This is a genomic window from Roseateles sp. (assembly GCF_039595295.1).
GTDB lineage: Bacteria > Pseudomonadota > Gammaproteobacteria > Burkholderiales > Burkholderiaceae_C > Roseateles.
In genome coordinates this window covers 64,132-79,778 of sequence record NZ_JBCNLU010000002.1, presented here as the reverse complement: position 1 = coordinate 79,778, position 15,647 = coordinate 64,132, and the positions used below count along the sequence as shown (strand labels likewise).

The 15,647-nt window shown below is 70.3% G+C and carries 11 protein-coding genes; 6 read left to right on the top strand and 5 right to left on the bottom strand.

The features are described from left to right. Positions 1-137: 137 nt before the first annotated feature. On the top strand, positions 138-1,592 hold the full coding sequence (locus ABDW59_RS02385) for a PLP-dependent aminotransferase family protein (protein WP_343627808.1): 1,455 nt from the start codon (positions 138-140) through the stop codon (positions 1,590-1,592). Between the two features lie 24 nt (positions 1,593-1,616). On the opposite strand, the gene ABDW59_RS02380 is transcribed toward ABDW59_RS02385, so the two are convergent. From ABDW59_RS02380 to ABDW59_RS02370, 3 genes are read right to left on the bottom strand one after another with little or no spacing between them, the layout of a single operon-like run. After that, positions 1,617-2,723 carry a hypothetical protein gene (locus ABDW59_RS02380; protein WP_343627807.1) on the bottom strand — a complete coding sequence of 369 codons (1,107 nt, stop codon included), beginning with the start codon at positions 2,721-2,723 and terminating at the stop codon, positions 1,617-1,619. After that, positions 2,720-3,703, bottom strand: coding sequence for a DMT family transporter (locus ABDW59_RS02375; RefSeq protein ID WP_343627806.1), 984 nt, complete (start codon positions 3,701-3,703; stop codon positions 2,720-2,722). Before ABDW59_RS02375 ends, ABDW59_RS02380 begins: the two co-directional genes overlap by 4 nt. 19 nt (positions 3,704-3,722) lie before the next feature. Next, positions 3,723-4,547: an AraC family transcriptional regulator gene (locus ABDW59_RS02370; protein WP_343627805.1), complete on the bottom strand. Its 825-nt coding sequence runs from the start codon at positions 4,545-4,547 to the stop codon at positions 3,723-3,725. Positions 4,548-4,747: 200 nt separating this feature from the next. Here ABDW59_RS02370 and ABDW59_RS02365 point away from each other — a divergent pair, with 200 nt between their 5' ends. Continuing rightward, positions 4,748-6,052: a glycosyl hydrolase family 28-related protein gene (locus tag ABDW59_RS02365; RefSeq protein ID WP_343627804.1), complete on the top strand. Its 1,305-nt coding sequence runs from the start codon at positions 4,748-4,750 to the stop codon at positions 6,050-6,052. An 18-nt stretch (positions 6,053-6,070) separates the two neighbouring features. On the opposite strand, the gene ABDW59_RS02360 is transcribed toward ABDW59_RS02365, so the two are convergent. Next, the gene (locus ABDW59_RS02360; RefSeq protein ID WP_343627802.1) at positions 6,071-7,144 is read right to left on the bottom strand and encodes a helix-turn-helix domain-containing protein; all 1,074 of its coding nucleotides are present in this window, start codon (positions 7,142-7,144) and stop codon (positions 6,071-6,073) included. Then, positions 7,141-8,037: a diguanylate cyclase gene (locus tag ABDW59_RS02355; protein WP_343627800.1), complete on the bottom strand. Its 897-nt coding sequence runs from the start codon at positions 8,035-8,037 to the stop codon at positions 7,141-7,143. The genes ABDW59_RS02360 and ABDW59_RS02355 overlap by 4 nt, the downstream gene beginning before the upstream one ends. Positions 8,038-8,180: 143 nt before the next feature. Here ABDW59_RS02355 and ABDW59_RS02350 point away from each other — a divergent pair, with 143 nt between their 5' ends. From ABDW59_RS02350 to ABDW59_RS02335, 4 genes are all read left to right on the top strand, one after another. Beyond that, entirely contained in the window at positions 8,181-9,563 is a 1,383-nt protein-coding gene (locus ABDW59_RS02350) for a hypothetical protein (protein WP_343627799.1), read from the top strand. Between the two features lie 279 nt (positions 9,564-9,842). Beyond that, positions 9,843-11,198 (top strand): hypothetical protein, encoded by a 1,356-nt coding sequence (locus ABDW59_RS02345; protein WP_343627798.1) that lies wholly within the window; start codon positions 9,843-9,845, stop codon positions 11,196-11,198. A gap of 161 nt (positions 11,199-11,359) precedes the next feature. Then, complete coding sequence (locus ABDW59_RS02340; RefSeq protein WP_343627797.1) at positions 11,360-13,957, top strand: TonB-dependent receptor; 2,598 nt, start codon at positions 11,360-11,362, stop codon at positions 13,955-13,957. 20 nt (positions 13,958-13,977) lie between these two features. Further along, positions 13,978-15,627 (top strand): phytase, encoded by a 1,650-nt coding sequence (locus ABDW59_RS02335; protein ID WP_343627795.1) that lies wholly within the window; start codon positions 13,978-13,980, stop codon positions 15,625-15,627. Positions 15,628-15,647: the final 20 nt, after the last annotated feature.

The window sequence follows — 15,647 nt, the reverse complement described above, 5'->3', positions numbered from 1 at the left end:
ACCGCCGCTGTGGCGCGCCATCCACAGCCCCCGCCCGGGCGAACCCGAACAGCCCGCGCACACGCCGGTCCTGTGCTGGCCGGCTTCCCGCTGATCTGTATTGGTTACCGCGAGGTGACAACACACAGAATCAGCGCATGGACTCGCCGCTGCTGCCGCTGTATATGCAACTCGCCGATCGGATGGCCCGGTCGGTGCGCGCGGGCACCCTCAAACGCGGCGAGCGTCTGCCCTCGGTGCGCGAGCTCGCCGGTCAGCACGGCGTCTCGCTGTCGACCGCGGTCCAGGCCTACCGCTGGCTCGAGGACGCCCGGCTGATCGAGGCCCGGCCGCGCTCCGGCTACTTCGTCGCGGCACGCCCGCCACGCTTGCCCGAACCCCAGGTCTCGCGGCCCGACAAGGCCTCGCGCATGGTCCAGCTGGACCAGCTGGGCGCGCAGGTGATGGCGCTGTCGCAGGATCCGTCTTTCGTGTCCTTCGGCGCGGCTTGTCCGGGACCGGAGCTTTTCGACCAGGACCGCGTCCGTCGCGCGATGACCCGCGCGGTCACGCGCCACCGCGATCTGCTGTGCACCTATCCGATCGGCCCGGGCATGGAAGAGACGCGGCGCGCCGTCGCCCGCCATGCGCTGGGGTTGGGCTGCGTGCTGGACCCCGACGAGATCGTCATGACCAACAGCGCGCTGGAGGCGATCAGCCTGTGCCTGCGCGCGGTGTGCAAGCCCGGCGACGTGGTGGCGCTGGAGTCCCCGACCTATTACGGCTTCCTGGAGATCCTCCAGAGCCTGCATCTGCGCGCGCTGGAGATCCCCACGCATCCGCGCCACGGCATGTCGCTGGACGCGCTGCAGCTGGCCTTCGAGACGCAGCAGGTCAAGGCGGTGCTGTCGGTGCCGACGCTGTCCAATCCGCTGGGCGCCTGCATGCCGGTGGCGGAACGCCGCCGCCTGGCCGGGATGCTGGCGCGGCACGAGGTCGCGCTGATCGAGGACGTCATCTACAACGACCTGTCCGAGCAGGAGGACAAGCGCCGCGCGGTGAAGTCCTTCGACACGACGGGGCACGTCATGATTTGCGGCTCGTTCTCGAAGACGATCGCGCCGGGCCTGCGGATGGGCTGGGTGGAAGCGGGCCGCTGGGGCCAGGTCTTGCGCCAGATGAAGGCGGTGGAGTCCGGCGCGCAGACCAGCGTGCTGGAGCTGGCGCTGGCGGATCTGCTGACGCAGCCCGGCGGCGGCGCGTCGCTGCGCAACCTGCGCGCGACGATCGCGACGCGGGTGGACCAGGCCCGCCAGCTGATCGCGGAGAGCTTCCCCAAGGGCACGCGCGTGTCCGATCCGGCCGGCGGCTTCATCCTGTGGGTCGAGCTGCCGGAGTCGCTGGACGCCACGCAGCTCTACGAGGCCTGCCTGGAAGAGGGCATCGTCATCGCGCCCGGGCTGATGTTCTCGGCCAGCCCGCGCTTCCGGCACTGCGTGCGGCTGGGCGTCGGCGGCAAGTGGGGCGTGGAGCATCCGCGCGCGCTGCGCCGCATCGGGTCGCTGGCCAAGGGGCTGATGGCCACGCCGCGGGACGGCGCGCTCGCGGCCTGACGGCGTCTCGCGGTCGCCAGGGCCTCAGCCCTGGAGCCACGCGTCCTTCGCGTCCAGCCCCTTGGGCGACTTCAATCGCGCCGCCGCCTCGTCGTCGCCGAGCAGCCGCCAGCGCCACCAGTCCGTCGTCACCGACTTGATGAGCGCCTCGTGATGCGCGGCCAGCTTCTGGGGCGGTCCCTCGCGGCGCCGGCCGAGCAGCCGCTGCGCGAATCCCGCGCCCGCTTCGCCGCCGCCGCCGAAGCTCATGTGATCGGCGCCCTCCAGCCACAGCATGGCCTTGGCGCCGGCCGGCAGCGTGTCGTAGACCGCGCGGCGGTAGTGGCCGTCGCGCTCCTGGCCGAGCGGGTTGCCGTCCAGGCTGCCCGTCAGGCAGAGCATGGGCCGGGTGACGGCCTTGATGCCGCCGGCGGACTGACCCACCGAGGGGCTGAACGCCGCGAAGGCCTTGAAGTGCGACTCGGACAGATCCGGCGCGTTGCGCTGCCGATAGTCGCGGCCCGCGACAGCCAAGGTCGTCTGCGCGCCGAAGGAATGGCCCGACATGCCCAGCGCGTCGACACGCACCCGCGCCCACGGCGTGGCCGCGTCCTTCTGGAGCTTGAGCAGCTGCTCGACGGCGAACTGCACATCGTGGCCGCGCTCGATGAGCTGTTCGGCGCTGGCCGCTTCTTTCACCGCCTGCAGGCCGCCGCGCCAGATCGCGCGGTCGCTGCCGGCGTGCTGCAGATGCAACGTCGCGATGCCGGCCTCGGCCCAGGCGCGCGCCCACTCGGTGCCGCCGTCCAGGCTGCCGCCCAGCCCATGCGAGAACACCACCAAGGCCACCGGACGGTCGCCCTCGGGCAGGCGCAAACGCCAGGGGATGTCGCGCAGCCGGGTCTGGTCGCGCCAGACGCCTTGCTGGACGCCGGCATCGGGCGCGTCCTTCGCATGAGCGGAAGGAGCGAGGGCCAAGCCGGCGGCGCCCGTCACGGCGGAGACCGCCGGCCACGCACCCGCCAGGGGCAGCAGCGCGGCGCGCTTCAGCAGCGAGCGACGCTCTTCGTGATCGGGAAGATCCGATCGCTGGTCGACGTCGCGAAAGAGGGTTCGGGAACGAAGGCGGAAGAGGTCGGGCGAATCATTCATGTCGGCGAAGCGGGCAGATGCCGTTCCTGCCCCGGCAGCACGGGCTTGAGACGCAGGGCCCAGCATACGCCGCCGACCAGCAACACCACACCCACCACCGCCAGCCCCTGCGGCCAGCCGCCGCGATGCAGCTGCGCGTAGACCAGCGCGGCCAGGGTCTCGAAGACGATCAGCTGGCCGACCAGCGTCGTGGGCAGCCGCTGGCTGGCCTCGTTCCAGCACAGCGTGCCCAGCCAGGACGCGAACAGCCCCACCGCCAGCATCAATCCCGCATAGGCCCAGACCCGCGGCCCGGCCGGGAAGTCGAAGCCCGCCGGCAGCAGCGGCAGCCCCGCCGCCTGCGCGAGCGCCAGCATCCCGAAGGCCAGCAGCGCCATCGGCAGCGTCACCAGTCCCTGCGCGGTGGCCCAGGCGCGCGGGCTGCGATCGGCGTGGGCGCGCAGCCAGTCGGCATTGCGGATGGGATACCAGGTCCAGCACGCCAAGGCCACGATGGCCAGCGCCGCGCCTTGCAGATAGCGCCCCATCGCCTGCGGCGCGACGGCGGCCTGCTCGACCTGGTTCACGCAGGCGATGCCGGCGGCGATCAACAGCAGGGCGGGCGCCAGGTCGCGCCAGCGGTAATGGCCGTCGCGCGCGGCGTTGCGCCGGTTGGAGCAGATCGCGATGACCACGGGCAGCGTGCCGATGATCATGGTCGGCAGCGGGCCGCCCGCGCGCTGGATCGCCGCGGCCAGCGTCAAGTAGTACAGGAAGTTGCCGATGGCGCTGAGCTTCACCGCGTCGCGCCAGTCGTCGCGTGAGAGCCGCTTGAGCTCGCGCCGATCGATCAGTGCCAGCGGCACGGCCAGCAGGCCGAAGGCCAGGTAGCGGCCGGCGACCAGCATGGCGGCGGGGTACTCCGGCAGCAGCAGCGGGGTGACGAAGACCAGGCCCCACATGAGGCCGGCGGCAAGCGCGAACAGGAATCCGGACAGCATGCGCCAGTGTCGCGCCGCTTCAGGGCCGGGGTCTTGTACCGAGTTGCTGTTGATAGCGCGCCGGCGTCACGCCGTAGCGCCGCGCGAAGCTGCGGGTCAGGTGCGCCTGATCGGTCAAGCCGACGGCGGCCGCGACCTGCGCCGGCGCCTGACCCGCGGCGAGCTGCCGCTTGGCCTCGTGCAGCCGCAGCGCCATCAGCGCCTGCTGCGGCGTGGCGTGGTGCTGCGCCTTGAAGCTGCGCAGGAAATGGAAGGGGCTGAGGCCGGCCACGGCGGCCAGGCGCTCGGTGTCCAGCGACTCGTCCAGATGCGCGCGCATGTAATCGAGCACCGGCGCGAAACGCGGCGCGGCGCCGTCGCCTCGCAGCGGCGCGCGGTGGGCATGGCGGCTCAGGCCCTGCACCAGCTCAAGCAAAGCGCTGTCGAAGGCCAGCGGCTCCCGCGCCTGCCACAGCGTCGCCATCAGCGCGGCGGCGCGCGAGGCGGCCTCCGCGTCGTGCGCGACCGCGGCGTCGAAGCGCCAGGCCGGACCGCCGTAGAGCTCCGACAGCACCGCCTCGTCCAGGTAGACCATGCGATAGCCCCAGGCGTCGGTGGTGGCGGCCTCGCCGGTGTGGATGTCCTCGGGATTCATCAGCATCAGCGTGGCGCGCGGCGCCAGATGCTCGCCACCGCGCCAGCGGAAGCGGCCCACGCCCTGCGTGATCGCGCCCAGGCCGTAGGCCTCGTGGGTGTGCGGCTCGAAGCTGTGCCGCAGGATGTGGGCGTGGTACAGCTCCACGCCCGCGCGATGCGCGGGGCGGCGGTACTGGGCCTGGTCCTCGTGATGCTCGAACGGCGACATGGCGGGAGTCTATGCCTGTCGCCTCCCGCGGTCGCCAGAGACGCTCGCCGCGAACTCTTCCGCTTTGATCGCTCAGCGCCTCGCAGGAACGACGCATCCGGGGACCTGGGTCGAGCAAGCGAAGGGCATGGCGCGCTCGCGTGCGCGCGAATGCAATGGCCATGCGCGGCGCTTGTGGATGCCGCGTTGAAAGTGAATCCATGTCAACTTGGTTCCCCAGGGCTTGTCTCAGCTGGCTACCGCTGAGCTTGTATGCGCTCGCACTAGACGCCGGGGCTGCGACGCGCTGCGGCGAGGACACGCTCCCCACGCGCGAGGATCTCGTCCTGCGCTGCGCCACCGAGCTGGGCGTGTACGACAACACCGATCTGGACCAGCGGGAGGCCCTCCAAAGCGCCCTCCATGCGGCTGCCGACACAGGTGCCCACCTCTACCTGCCGCCGGGCAACTACAACGTCAGCGGCGACCTCCATCTCCCCCCCGGAACCGGCTTGATCGGAAGCCGGAACAGCTTCACCCGCATCACGGGTATTGGGACCGAGACCACCGTGCTGCGCCCATCCGACAACGAGGTCGAAGGGGCGCCCTATCACGTCGAGGACCTGCAACTCTCGAACGCCAGGATCGTGCTTGACTCGGTTCGACCCGCAAAGATCCAGTTCAACGTGCTGTCTGGGACACGATCTCCCGCGCCTCAGATCGAGATCTCCCGCGGACACCATCACGTGAACGGCAACGTGCTTCAGCGGGACATCGATGGCGTTGGCGAGGGCATCTTGGTGGACGCGACAGCCAGATCGACATCCGCGCTTGGTCGCGCCGTCAAGGTCAGCATGATGCGCAATCTCATCGGGGCGATCCCCCAGGGCACGCCGACGAAGTCGAAGAAACGCACGATGCAGCTCTTCGTCGGGCAGCTCAGGCCGCTGAAGCCTGAGTTCATCCCACGCCTGGCCGGACAGTACCGCACGGCCATCCGCACGATCGGAAACGTCAACGCGACGCTCGTCGGCAACACGGTGGCCATCGCCTCTTCGTCGAATGGGGGGAGCACGCCTCGGATGGCGGACTTCGAGCATGGCGCCAGGCTGAAGCTGAAGGGCAATCGCTTCATCGCCCTCGGCGAAGGGACGGGGAACCGACTGACCGTGAGTCTGCGCGCGCCCGCGAGGGCCACGCTGGATGGAAACACGCTGGACGGCGTGGATCTACGTTTCTCCCCCAGCGAGAGCAGTCCTGGCGCGAATGCCAAGAACAGCCTTGTCAGCGCCAACGAGTTTCTTCGATCCGCGCTGCATGTCGAGGTCAGCGTCAACGGCGCCGGCGACGACCATTCGTCACCCGCGGACATCAAGCTTCTGCAGAACGTGTTCAAGGGCAAGCGCGTGAACGCACCCCATCCGGAATGCGACATCGTCACGCGAGCGAGCCAGGCGGGCCCTGACGGATTCCAGATCGGCGGCAACCTGCGAGGGGACCTGGAGGCGATCCTCTGCGAACGATGAGCCCGCGCTGCGGCCGATCTAGAGCATCCCCGGCGTCATCCCCGTCCAGCGCCGGAACGAGCGCCGGAAGTTGCTCTTGTCGTTGAAGCCCAGCGAGCGCGCCACCGCTTCGCCGCGCTGCCCACGCAGCGTCATCAGGTAGAGCGCCGCATGCGCGCGCACCTGGTCCAGCTGCGCCTGGTGATGCGTGCCGAGCTGGGCCAGCTGCCGCTTGAGCGTGGCCGGGCTGACGCCGAAGCGCTGGGCGCTGCGCTCCAGCGAGTGCTCGCCGCCGACCTCGGCGAGCAGATGGTCGTAGAGCGCCGCGAGTTGGCCGCGCCAGCCGGCTTCGGGATCGGCGCCCTGCTCCAGCGCGCCCAGCGCCATCGCCGGACGCCCCGTCCCCGCGGACGGCCAGGGTGTCGTCGCATGCGACAGCGGCAGCCGCATCGCGTCGACCTGGCAGCCGAAATGCAGATCGGCGCCCAGATAGGCCGCGTGCTGCGAGATCTCGCGCGGCCGGGTGCGATTGAAGCTGAAGGTCCACGGCAGCGGACGCCCGCCCGCCGCCGCGCCACCCAGCCACTGCACCATCGCGACGACCGCGCTCATCTGCATGTCCACCAGCAGCGGCTGCAGCGTGGGCGGCGCGCCGCAGGACTCGGTCCAGACGAGCAGCAGCTCATCGTCGGTCTCGATCAGACGCGGCGTCAGCAGCGGCGACAGGCGCGCCGGCCAGGCGCACAGCATGCGCAGCGCCTGCCGCAGATCGCCGGCCTGCTGCAGGGCCTGGCTCGCGAGTCCGTAATGCCCGGGCAGGCTCAGCTGGCCGACCACGAAACCCACATCACGCGCCAGCGGCTGCAGGGCGGCCAGCATGCCCAGCAGCTGCCGGGTCGAGAGCATCTGCCCCGGCGTCACGCCGCAGCGCGTCAGCCACTCCTGCGGCGCGATGGACCGGCTGCGCGCGAACTCCGCCAGCAGCGCGCCCTGATAGGCCCAGGGCAGGAAAGCCTGGTCGGCGCCGTAGTGCGGCGCCGCGGGGACCGGCAAGGTCCGGCGCAGCGCGGCAAGCGCGTCCTGGGCGCCGGCCGGGGCTGCGATCTCGCTCATCGCAGCCGCTCCAGCAGGCGGAGCAGCTGCGCCTCGGCGTCCTCGTCGGCCTTGAGCGACGCGCTGGCCATGCGGGCGCTCAGGCGCGCGCGGGTGCGGCCGTCGGCGCAAGGGTGCACATGCGCGGACAGCGCCGCCAGCAGGTCGCCCGCCAGCGCCGAGTCCGCCTCCGGCAGCAACGCGACAAAGCGGTCGGCGGCGTAGCGGCACAGCAGGTCGCCGGGCCGGAGCTGCAGCAGCAGCAGCGGACCCGTGGCTTGCAGCAGGCGGTCGGCCTCGGCCAGCCCGTGCTGCCGGGCCAGCGATGCCAGGTCTTGCCATCCGAGCATCACCAGCATCGCGCCCGAGCCCGGCTGCGCTTGCTGATGCCGGATCTGATCCAGCAGATAGGCGCCGTCGCCGAGTTGCGTCAGCCCGTCGATCTGGGCGTGCTCGCGATAGCCGCGCTCGCGGCCGGCGCGCATGGCGTTGAAGGCGAGCTGCTCCTGCCGCCACAGATGCAGCCCGAAGGTCAGGCCGATCATGCCGGCGACGTGGAAGCTCGATTCCATGCCCATCAGCAGGGTGTAGTCGCGCGGAAACTTCCAGAACTCGTCCATCAGGTCGGCCCAGCCGCCCAGCAGCATGCCGGACAGCCCCAGGCACAGCCAGGTGGTGACGCGGCCGGCGGGCCGGCTGGCGCGCAGCTGCACCAGCCAGGTCGCGAGCATGACGACGATCGCGGCCTCGCCGAGGATGTCGATGAAGCGCCAGACGGCCAGCGGCTTGGCCACGGCCCAGTAGGCGAAGAGCCAGGTGATGCCGGCCATCGCCAGCAGCAGCGCATGGCCGAAGTGACGGGAGCCCGCGACGGGCGCGAGCACCAGCGGCGGACGAGGCAGGGCGAGCTTCATGGCGCGCGATGCTAGGCGGCGTTTGTGACACGGCTGTCATGTGCGCGGCGGGGCGGCGGCAGGGGGTCGGATCGGCTCATGGGCAGCGCGCCGGCGCGAGCGCAGGCACTCATCGCCCTCCTTCATCTGCCTCAGGAGGCGTCATGTCCATCCGCTCCGTATCTCGATACTTCTGGCCCGTCCTGCTGCTGCCGCTGGGCGCGTGGGCCTCCGACGCGCCCGCGACCCCGATGTGCGGCAACGAGTACATCCCCCGCCTGAATCCATCCCGTGCCATCGTCTGCGCCCTCGACCACGGCATCGCGCGCGACACCGGCACGGACCAGGGGGACAACATCCGCGCGGCGCTGAGCCGGCTGGCACCCAGCGCGACCGGCCTGTTCCTTCCGCAAGGACGCTATATCGTCGGCGGCGTGATCCAACTGAAGTCGGGCCAGGCCCTGGTCGGCAGCCGACAGGGAACGAGCCATCTCATCAATCCGGGGTCGGCCTACGATCCGATCAGTGCGCATGGGAACGGAGTCCTGATCGAAGGGCTGGTCCTCGACAACCGAGCGGTGGACCTGCACGGCGAGGCCGAGGGCGAGGGCCACGTCGTGAGGTACACGGGCTTCCGAGAAATGGAAAAGTTGAATTTCCAACTCAGCGTGTTCGGACCGGCCTCGCACCAGATCATCGGCAACGTGCTGTGGCCCTCGCCTTCGAATCAGGTGGGAGGCATACGAATGCTCAACACGCGCCAGGGCGTGGTCGAAGGAAACCAGGTCGCGACGACCGACCCCACCGGTCTTTCCGCGACGACCCGTGATCTGAGCGCGCGCATGGCCACCTTGCCGCGGCGAGATGGCAGCATGCCCCCCACCGACCCGGCGCCGACCCCATTTCCGCCAAGCGCGGTGTCCGGCCACACGATGAAGAGCACCCTCATCCAAGGCAATCGGTTTGGCGCGTCCGTCAACTTGTACTCGACGGAGCATCTGTCGGTGCAGGGCAATCATTTCGCTCCGGCGACGCCGACGTGGGACGTCGACCTGGAGCTGCTGGGCACCGTGGATAGTTGGGTGGTCGGCAACACCTTCGAGCGGATGCCCTTGACGGTGGATCTGGGCGAGCACCACGGCGTGGTCAACACCTTGGGGCCCACCATCGTGGGCAACTGGTTCCTCGACACGCTTGTTCAGGTCAAGCAAACCGAGGGCCTCGACGGCCCCCTGAAGGCGTCGACGGATCTGGTGCTCGTCGGCAACCGCTTCAAGAACCCGCCGATGCCCTGCGCGATCGAGGCGGTCGAATGGAACGTCCCCGAACGCCGATTCCTTGTCGCGGACAACGGCGCGCTCAGCGACGGCGCCTGGGCCTGCCACGCGCGCAACATCGGCCAGGACGAGGCGCGAGATCGGTTGTCCCGCAGAGGCGGCGACTTGTCCGCCCCTGCGGTCCCCTTCGGCATGGCGCAGTGGCAGGCCGGGCACGACATATTCCAGCTCAAGAGCGCCGAGGGCGCGGCGCCGCCCCAGCATCCCTGACGAGCGCGGCCGCGGCACCGCCGTACCAGCGCCGCGGATGAGGCTGGCGCCGGCCGCCTCCTCCCGCGCGAGTTCACGTCCGCGCCCCCCAGGAGAGCGACCACCCCGATCCACCGCGCTCCCACTGAGCGCCTCCCCTGACTCGCCGCCTTTGGAGGCCCCATGTCGATCCGTTCCCTGTCCCGACTCTCCCGATTCGTTCGCGCCGCCTGGTTCCGCTCCGCGCGCCCTCAGGCTCCGTCGCATCGGCCACATCGGCCGCCAGCCATCGCCGGCGCGATGTTCGCGCTGCTGCTCCCGCTGGGCGCGTCCGCGACGGTCGAACTGCCGCTCCCCGAGCCCACCCTGGGCCGGACCTTGTCGGAGATGTGCGGCAACGAGCCGATGCCGATCCTGGAGGCGCCCTACGCGATGCGATGCGCGCTCGATTTCGAGGGCGTCGCCCCCAATCTGCCGGGCGACCAGGGCGACGCGATCCGCGCCGCCTTGGCCTCGCTGGTGTCGGCCGAGGCCGGCCTGTTCTTCCCGCAAGGTCGTTACCTCGTCGGCGGCCAGTTGACGCTGCGCACGGGCAACGTCCTGGTCGGAAGCCGATCCGGCGTCACGCACTTCATCAATCCGGCTCAGGAAACCTCGATCATCACGCAGCACTTGCACCACAGCGCTCACAAGATTCTGGTGGAGGGTCTGGTGCTGGACAACATCGCCGTCCAGTTCTTCCACAGCGGCGGCAGGACCGGCATCGGCAGTGTCCTCAGGTACACGGGCATTCGCGGCACGACCTCGCCCTCCGCCCAGATCGCGCTGCTGTCCGGCGCCAACCAGGTCCTGGGCAACGTGCTCTGGCGTGAACCCGGCCATCCGGGCATCGGCATCCAGGCCCGCGAAGCGACGGGCTCTCGGATCACGGGCAATGTGCTGGGGGCCGCCGAACTCGCCAGCCAGGACGCCTCCGCCGATGTCGATGCAACGCGCGTCCGCCGCCTGACTCGCGTGATGTCGACGCTGGTGGGACGCGACGGCACAGTGCCGAACGCATCTGAGGGCAAGGGACATTTCAGCTTTGCCTTGATGGCAACCCGAACGTCGTCCGCCGCCATCGACAGGAATACGGTGCAACTGACCTCGGCGCCCCTTGGCGCCACCAGTGCCGGTCGCCAAGCCGCGCGTCTGATGAATACGACCACCCTCAGCATGACAGGGAATCGCTTCGTCATTGCCGGAGAGATGCCGGCGCGAGCCCCGACGGTGACCATCGGCGGGGCGCAATCCCTGGAGTTCGTCGGCAACCGGCTCGAGCGCGTCGCGTTACACATCGTGCGAGGCGCCCCCAGCCTGGATTGGCCGTATGCCCCGCCGCCGACCAAAAGCGCCACGATCCGCTCGAACTGGTTCGTCCAGAGCGTCGCGGACATCACCCAACGCGTGACCGGCGACGGCGCCACGGACACCACCATCAACGACCTGAGCTTCATCGATAACCACTTCGACAACCGCGATCTCAGCGCCTGCATGCTGTCGGCGCCCACGCCGACAGCGCCGGGCCGCACCTTCCTCGCCGTCAACAACCAGATGTCGTCCGGCACGCCCGCGAAACTGTGCAACCTGCGTGGCCCTGCGGCAGCGCAGCCGTGACGACGTGAGGCGCTGACGCCACAAGGGGGTCGGATCGGCTCATCACGGCGGGCGGCGGGAGCCGTCCGCGCCGCGGCCCACGGACAATGCCGCGCTGTCACGGACCCGCCATGCGCGGTTTCTAAGGTGCGCCCCCATCCGTGACTCACCGACCGACCCCCATGCGCACGCCGATCCGCTCCCTTCCCCGCCCCACCCTGCTCGCGCTGTGCCTGTCCGGCGCCTTCGCCGCGATGCCGGTCCTGGCCCAGCAGGCCGTGACCGATACCAAGGCAGGGGCGACGCCCAACGCCAAAGCCGATACGAAAGCCGAGACCAAGGCCGATGCCAGGAGCGACGCTGAAACCCGCAAGCTCGACACCGTCGTGACGGTCGGCCAAGCAGCGGCGTTGCGCTCGGCGCTGGACAAGCAGTCCGCGGCGCAGGGCATCGTCAACGTCGTGCACGCCGACGGCATCGGCCAGCTGCCCGACAACAACGCCGCCGAGGCGTTGGCCCGCCTGCCGGGCGTGTCCGTCGAGCGCGACCAGGGCGAGGGCCGCTTCATCCGTGTCCGCGGCCTGGGCCCTGACTACAACGCCGTGAACATCAACGGCGCGCTGACCCCGGCCTCCGAGTCCGATCGCCGCGCGCCCGCGCTGGACCTGGTGCCCGCCGGCCTGATCCGCGCGCTTGAAGTGCAGAAGACGCTGACGCCGGACCAGGACGCCAACTCGCTGGGCGGCACGGTCACCGTGCGCACGCTCAGCGCCTTCGACCAGCCGGGCCGGCTGTTCACGCTGGAGCTGGGCGGCAACTATGACGCCAACGCGGGCAAATCCCGACCCCGTGGCGCGGTCGCCTTCGCCGATCGCTTCGCCGGCGGGACGCTGGGCGTGGCGGTGGCGCTGTCGGCGGATCAGCGCCGCTTCGCCAGCGACAACGTCGAGACCGGCGGCGACTGGGAGGGCGACAAGCTCGCCAGCTTCGAGCTGCGGCGCTACACGATCACGCGCGAGCGCCTGGGCGGCGCGCTCAACCTGGACTGGAAGCCGCAGGAGGGCTCGCTCTTCTATCTGCGCAGCTTCGCCAGCCGATTCACCGATCACGAGAACCGCCAGTCGATGAAGGTGGCCTTCGCCAAGCCGCAGGTCGTGGGCGAGTTGGGCGCCGGCACCGTCAGCCGCGGGCTCAAGGAACGCCGCGAGATCAACGAGTCCAAGGCCGCCGTGCTGGGGACCGAGCTGACGCGCGGCCCGTGGAAGTTCTGGGCGGAAGGCGGGCTCGGCCGCGCCAGCGAGGACAAGCCCGACACGCTGAGCTCGTCCGCCTTCACCGCGGACCTGACCGGCCTGGGCCACGCCGACACCATGAAGCCGCTGCCCACCGCGGCCACCGGATTGAACGACGTGTCCAAGTACGCCTTCAACAAGGCCAAGATCGAGAAGAGCCTGGCCACCGATCGCGTCCGCCACCTGAAGGCCGACGTGCAGCGCGAGCTGGATCTGGCCGGCTGGGACGTGGATCTGAAGGCCGGTGTGAAGGCCTCGCGCCGCGACAAGGACAACGAGCAGGAGACCTATGCGCCGAGCGCCAAGGTGCTCAAGAAGGCGCCGTACAACCTGACGTCCTCGCAGCTGGGCATGGCGAACTTCGTGTCGGGCGACGCGGTCGACTATCCGTGGGCCTCCTTCGGTCCCGGCATCGACACCGCGAAACTGCGCGGCCTGTTCAGGCCCTATGACCTGAACGGCTTCCGCGACGCGGTGGCCTCGGTGGTCAACGACTTCGGCATGAAAGAGCGCGTCGACGCCGGTTATCTGCAGGCGCAGGTCGAGCAAGGCGGCACGCAGTGGCTGGTGGGCCTGCGCCATGAGCGCGTGCGTTTCAGCGCCGACGGCACCTCGTCCACCGACGGCAAGACCGCGCCGGTCCGTGCCGAGACCAGCAGCCGCCACTGGCTGCCGGCGCTGCTGCTCAAGCAGCAGCTGGGCGGCGACACGGCGCTGCGCGCGGCGCTGACGAACTCGGTGGTGCGGCCGGCCTTCGGCCAGCTGACGCCCGGCCTGACGGTGGACGGCGACGAGGCCACGGTCGGCAATCCGCTGCTCAAGCCGCTGCGCTCGCGCAACCTGGATCTGGGCGTCGAGCGCCGCCTGGGCCGCGACGGCGCGCTGTCGGCTTACGTCTTCCACAAGAAGATCCGCGACTTCGCCTTCCAGACCGATCTGGCCGGCACGAAGGGCTGGGAGGACTTCAGCCATGTGACGACCTACGCCAACGGCGGCGACGCGACGGTGCGCGGGCTGGAGCTGTCCTGGAGCCAGGCGCTGAGCACGCTGCCGGCGCCGTGGAACGGCCTGGTGGTGGGCGCCAACGGCAGCTTCGTGAAGTCGCGCGCGACCATCGGCGGCTACGACGGCGGCAAGTTCGTCTCGCGCCGCATCGCGCTGCCCAGCCAGTCGGACCGCAGCATCAACCTGAGCCTGGGCTGGGAGTCGCCCGCCTTCGGCGCGCGCGTCGCGCTGAACCACAAGTCGCCGTATCTGCTGGAGGTCGGCGATGTCCTCGACGCGGCGCAGGATCGCAAGGTCGACACGCAGAACCAGATCGACGCGTCGATGCGCGTGCAGCTGACCAAGGGCCTGCAATTGCAGCTCGAGGCGCTGAACCTCGGCAACGAGCGCTACTACGTCTATCAGAGCGCCAAGTCCCGCAACGTCCAGTACGAGCAGTACGGACGCGCCTACAAGGTCAGCCTGAAGCTGGCGATGTTCTGAGGCGGCGAGGCATGACGACGATGAACAAGATCACGACGAAGCCGACGACGCGCACGATGCGGGCGGCGCTGATCGCCGCGGCCACGATGGCGATGCTGGGCCTGGGGGCGGCGCCGGCCCGCGCGGCCACCGCCGCGCCGGTGCTGGAGCTCGGCAAGCACGGCCTGACGCTACGCGATTCCAAGGGGCAGGCGCTGGATGAGTTCGGCGTGCGCGCCAAGCGCTGGGATCGGCGCGTGCTCGCCGACGGCACGACGGTGGCCCTGCTGCAGGACGCCGACAGCGGCGCGCTGCGCCTGCTCGAAGTCCGCGAGGGCAAGCTGCGCGAGCGCGCGCACTGGTCCGGCCCGGCCTATGACGTGGAGGCCGTGTGCCTGTACCTGGAGCCGCGGCAGCAGTCGCTGCAAGCCTTCCTGATCGGCAGCGACGGCCTGACCGAGCAGTGGCTGCTGAGCGGCGCCAAGGCCAAGGCGTCGACCGAGGGCCAGGTCTTGCGCCAGCTCGCGACGGTGCCGGATGCGAAGGGCTGCGCGGTGCGCGACGATGAAGGCCGTCTCTACGTCGCCGAGGCGGACGTGGGCCTGTGGTCCTTCAACACCGATCCCGAGCGCGCCGGCCGCGCGCTGGTGGCGCCTGGCTTGGCGCCGCAGGACACGGCGCTGTGGCTGGAGGCGCGGGTCTCGCGGCCGCTGCCGGTGATTCCGGTCGCGGTCCCGAGCGCGCAGACCGAGCCGGTGCGCGGCGGCGGCGATGCGGCCGACGATCCGGCGATCTGGATCGATGCGGCCCAGCCCTCGCGCAGCCGCATCCTGGGCACGGACAAGAAGCGCGGTCTCGGCGTCTACGACCTGCAGGGCCGCGAGACGCAGTTCCTGCCGGTGGGCCGGGTCAACAACGTGGACGTGCGTCAGCGCCTGCGCTACGACGGCCGCGACTGGGACCTCGCGGTGGCGACGCAGCGGGACCGCCGCACGGTGGTGCTGTTCGGGATCGGCGCGAAGGGCCGCCTGTCGACGCTGACCGAACTGCCGACGGGCCTCGACGAGGTCTACGGCATCTGCAGCGCGCGGCATCCGGGCGGCGGGCTGGATGTGTTCGTCAATGACAAGGACGGGCGGTTGATCCAGATGCGCGTGTCGCGCGAGCGCGGCGCATGGCGCTCGACCACGGTGGCCACGCTGAAGCTGGCGACGCAACCCGAGGGCTGCGTCGCGGACGAGGCCGGCAAGCAGTTCTTCGTCGGCGAGGAAAAGCGCGGCCTGTGGCGCGTGGCGCTGGACGCGGACGGCAAGCTCGGCGACGCGACGCTGATCCTGCCGGTGGGCGAGGTGCTGCATGCGGACGTCGAGGGCATCGCGGTGCATCGCGGACCGCGCGGCGCATGGCTGGTGGTGTCCTCGCAAGGGAACGACAGCTACGTGGTGCTGGATGCCGAGGCGCCGTATGCGGTCAAGGGTCGCTTCCGGGTCGGACTGAACATTGACAAGGGCATCGACGCCGCGTCGGAGACGGACGGGCTGGACGTGACGTCGGTGTCGCTGGGCGGGGCGTACGGCGAAGGACTGCTCGTCGTGCAGGACGGGCACAAGCGCTGGCCGACGGGGCGGCAGAACTTCAAGCTGGTGCCGTGGCGCGAGGTGGTGAGGGTGATTGACAGTCCGGCGCGCTGAACCGCGGCGGGTGCGATGAC

Excerpts from the sequence above, each read along its gene's own strand:
- ABDW59_RS02385 (WP_343627808.1), top strand. The coding sequence starts at position 138 with ATGGACTCGCCGCTGCTGCCGCTGTATATGCAACTCGCCGATCGGATG.
- ABDW59_RS02380 (WP_343627807.1), bottom strand. The coding sequence starts at position 2,723 with ATGAATGATTCGCCCGACCTCTTCCGCCTTCGTTCCCGAACCCTCTTT.
- ABDW59_RS02375 (WP_343627806.1), bottom strand. The coding sequence starts at position 3,703 with ATGCTGTCCGGATTCCTGTTCGCGCTTGCCGCCGGCCTCATGTGGGGC.
- ABDW59_RS02370 (WP_343627805.1), bottom strand. The coding sequence starts at position 4,547 with ATGTCGCCGTTCGAGCATCACGAGGACCAGGCCCAGTACCGCCGCCCC.
- ABDW59_RS02365 (WP_343627804.1), top strand. The coding sequence starts at position 4,748 with ATGTCAACTTGGTTCCCCAGGGCTTGTCTCAGCTGGCTACCGCTGAGC.
- ABDW59_RS02360 (WP_343627802.1), bottom strand. The coding sequence starts at position 7,144 with ATGAGCGAGATCGCAGCCCCGGCCGGCGCCCAGGACGCGCTTGCCGCG.
- ABDW59_RS02355 (WP_343627800.1), bottom strand. The coding sequence starts at position 8,037 with ATGAAGCTCGCCCTGCCTCGTCCGCCGCTGGTGCTCGCGCCCGTCGCG.
- ABDW59_RS02350 (WP_343627799.1), top strand. The coding sequence starts at position 8,181 with ATGTCCATCCGCTCCGTATCTCGATACTTCTGGCCCGTCCTGCTGCTG.
- ABDW59_RS02345 (WP_343627798.1), top strand. The coding sequence starts at position 9,843 with ATGTTCGCGCTGCTGCTCCCGCTGGGCGCGTCCGCGACGGTCGAACTG.
- ABDW59_RS02340 (WP_343627797.1), top strand. The coding sequence starts at position 11,360 with ATGCGCACGCCGATCCGCTCCCTTCCCCGCCCCACCCTGCTCGCGCTG.
- ABDW59_RS02335 (WP_343627795.1), top strand. The coding sequence starts at position 13,978 with ATGAACAAGATCACGACGAAGCCGACGACGCGCACGATGCGGGCGGCG.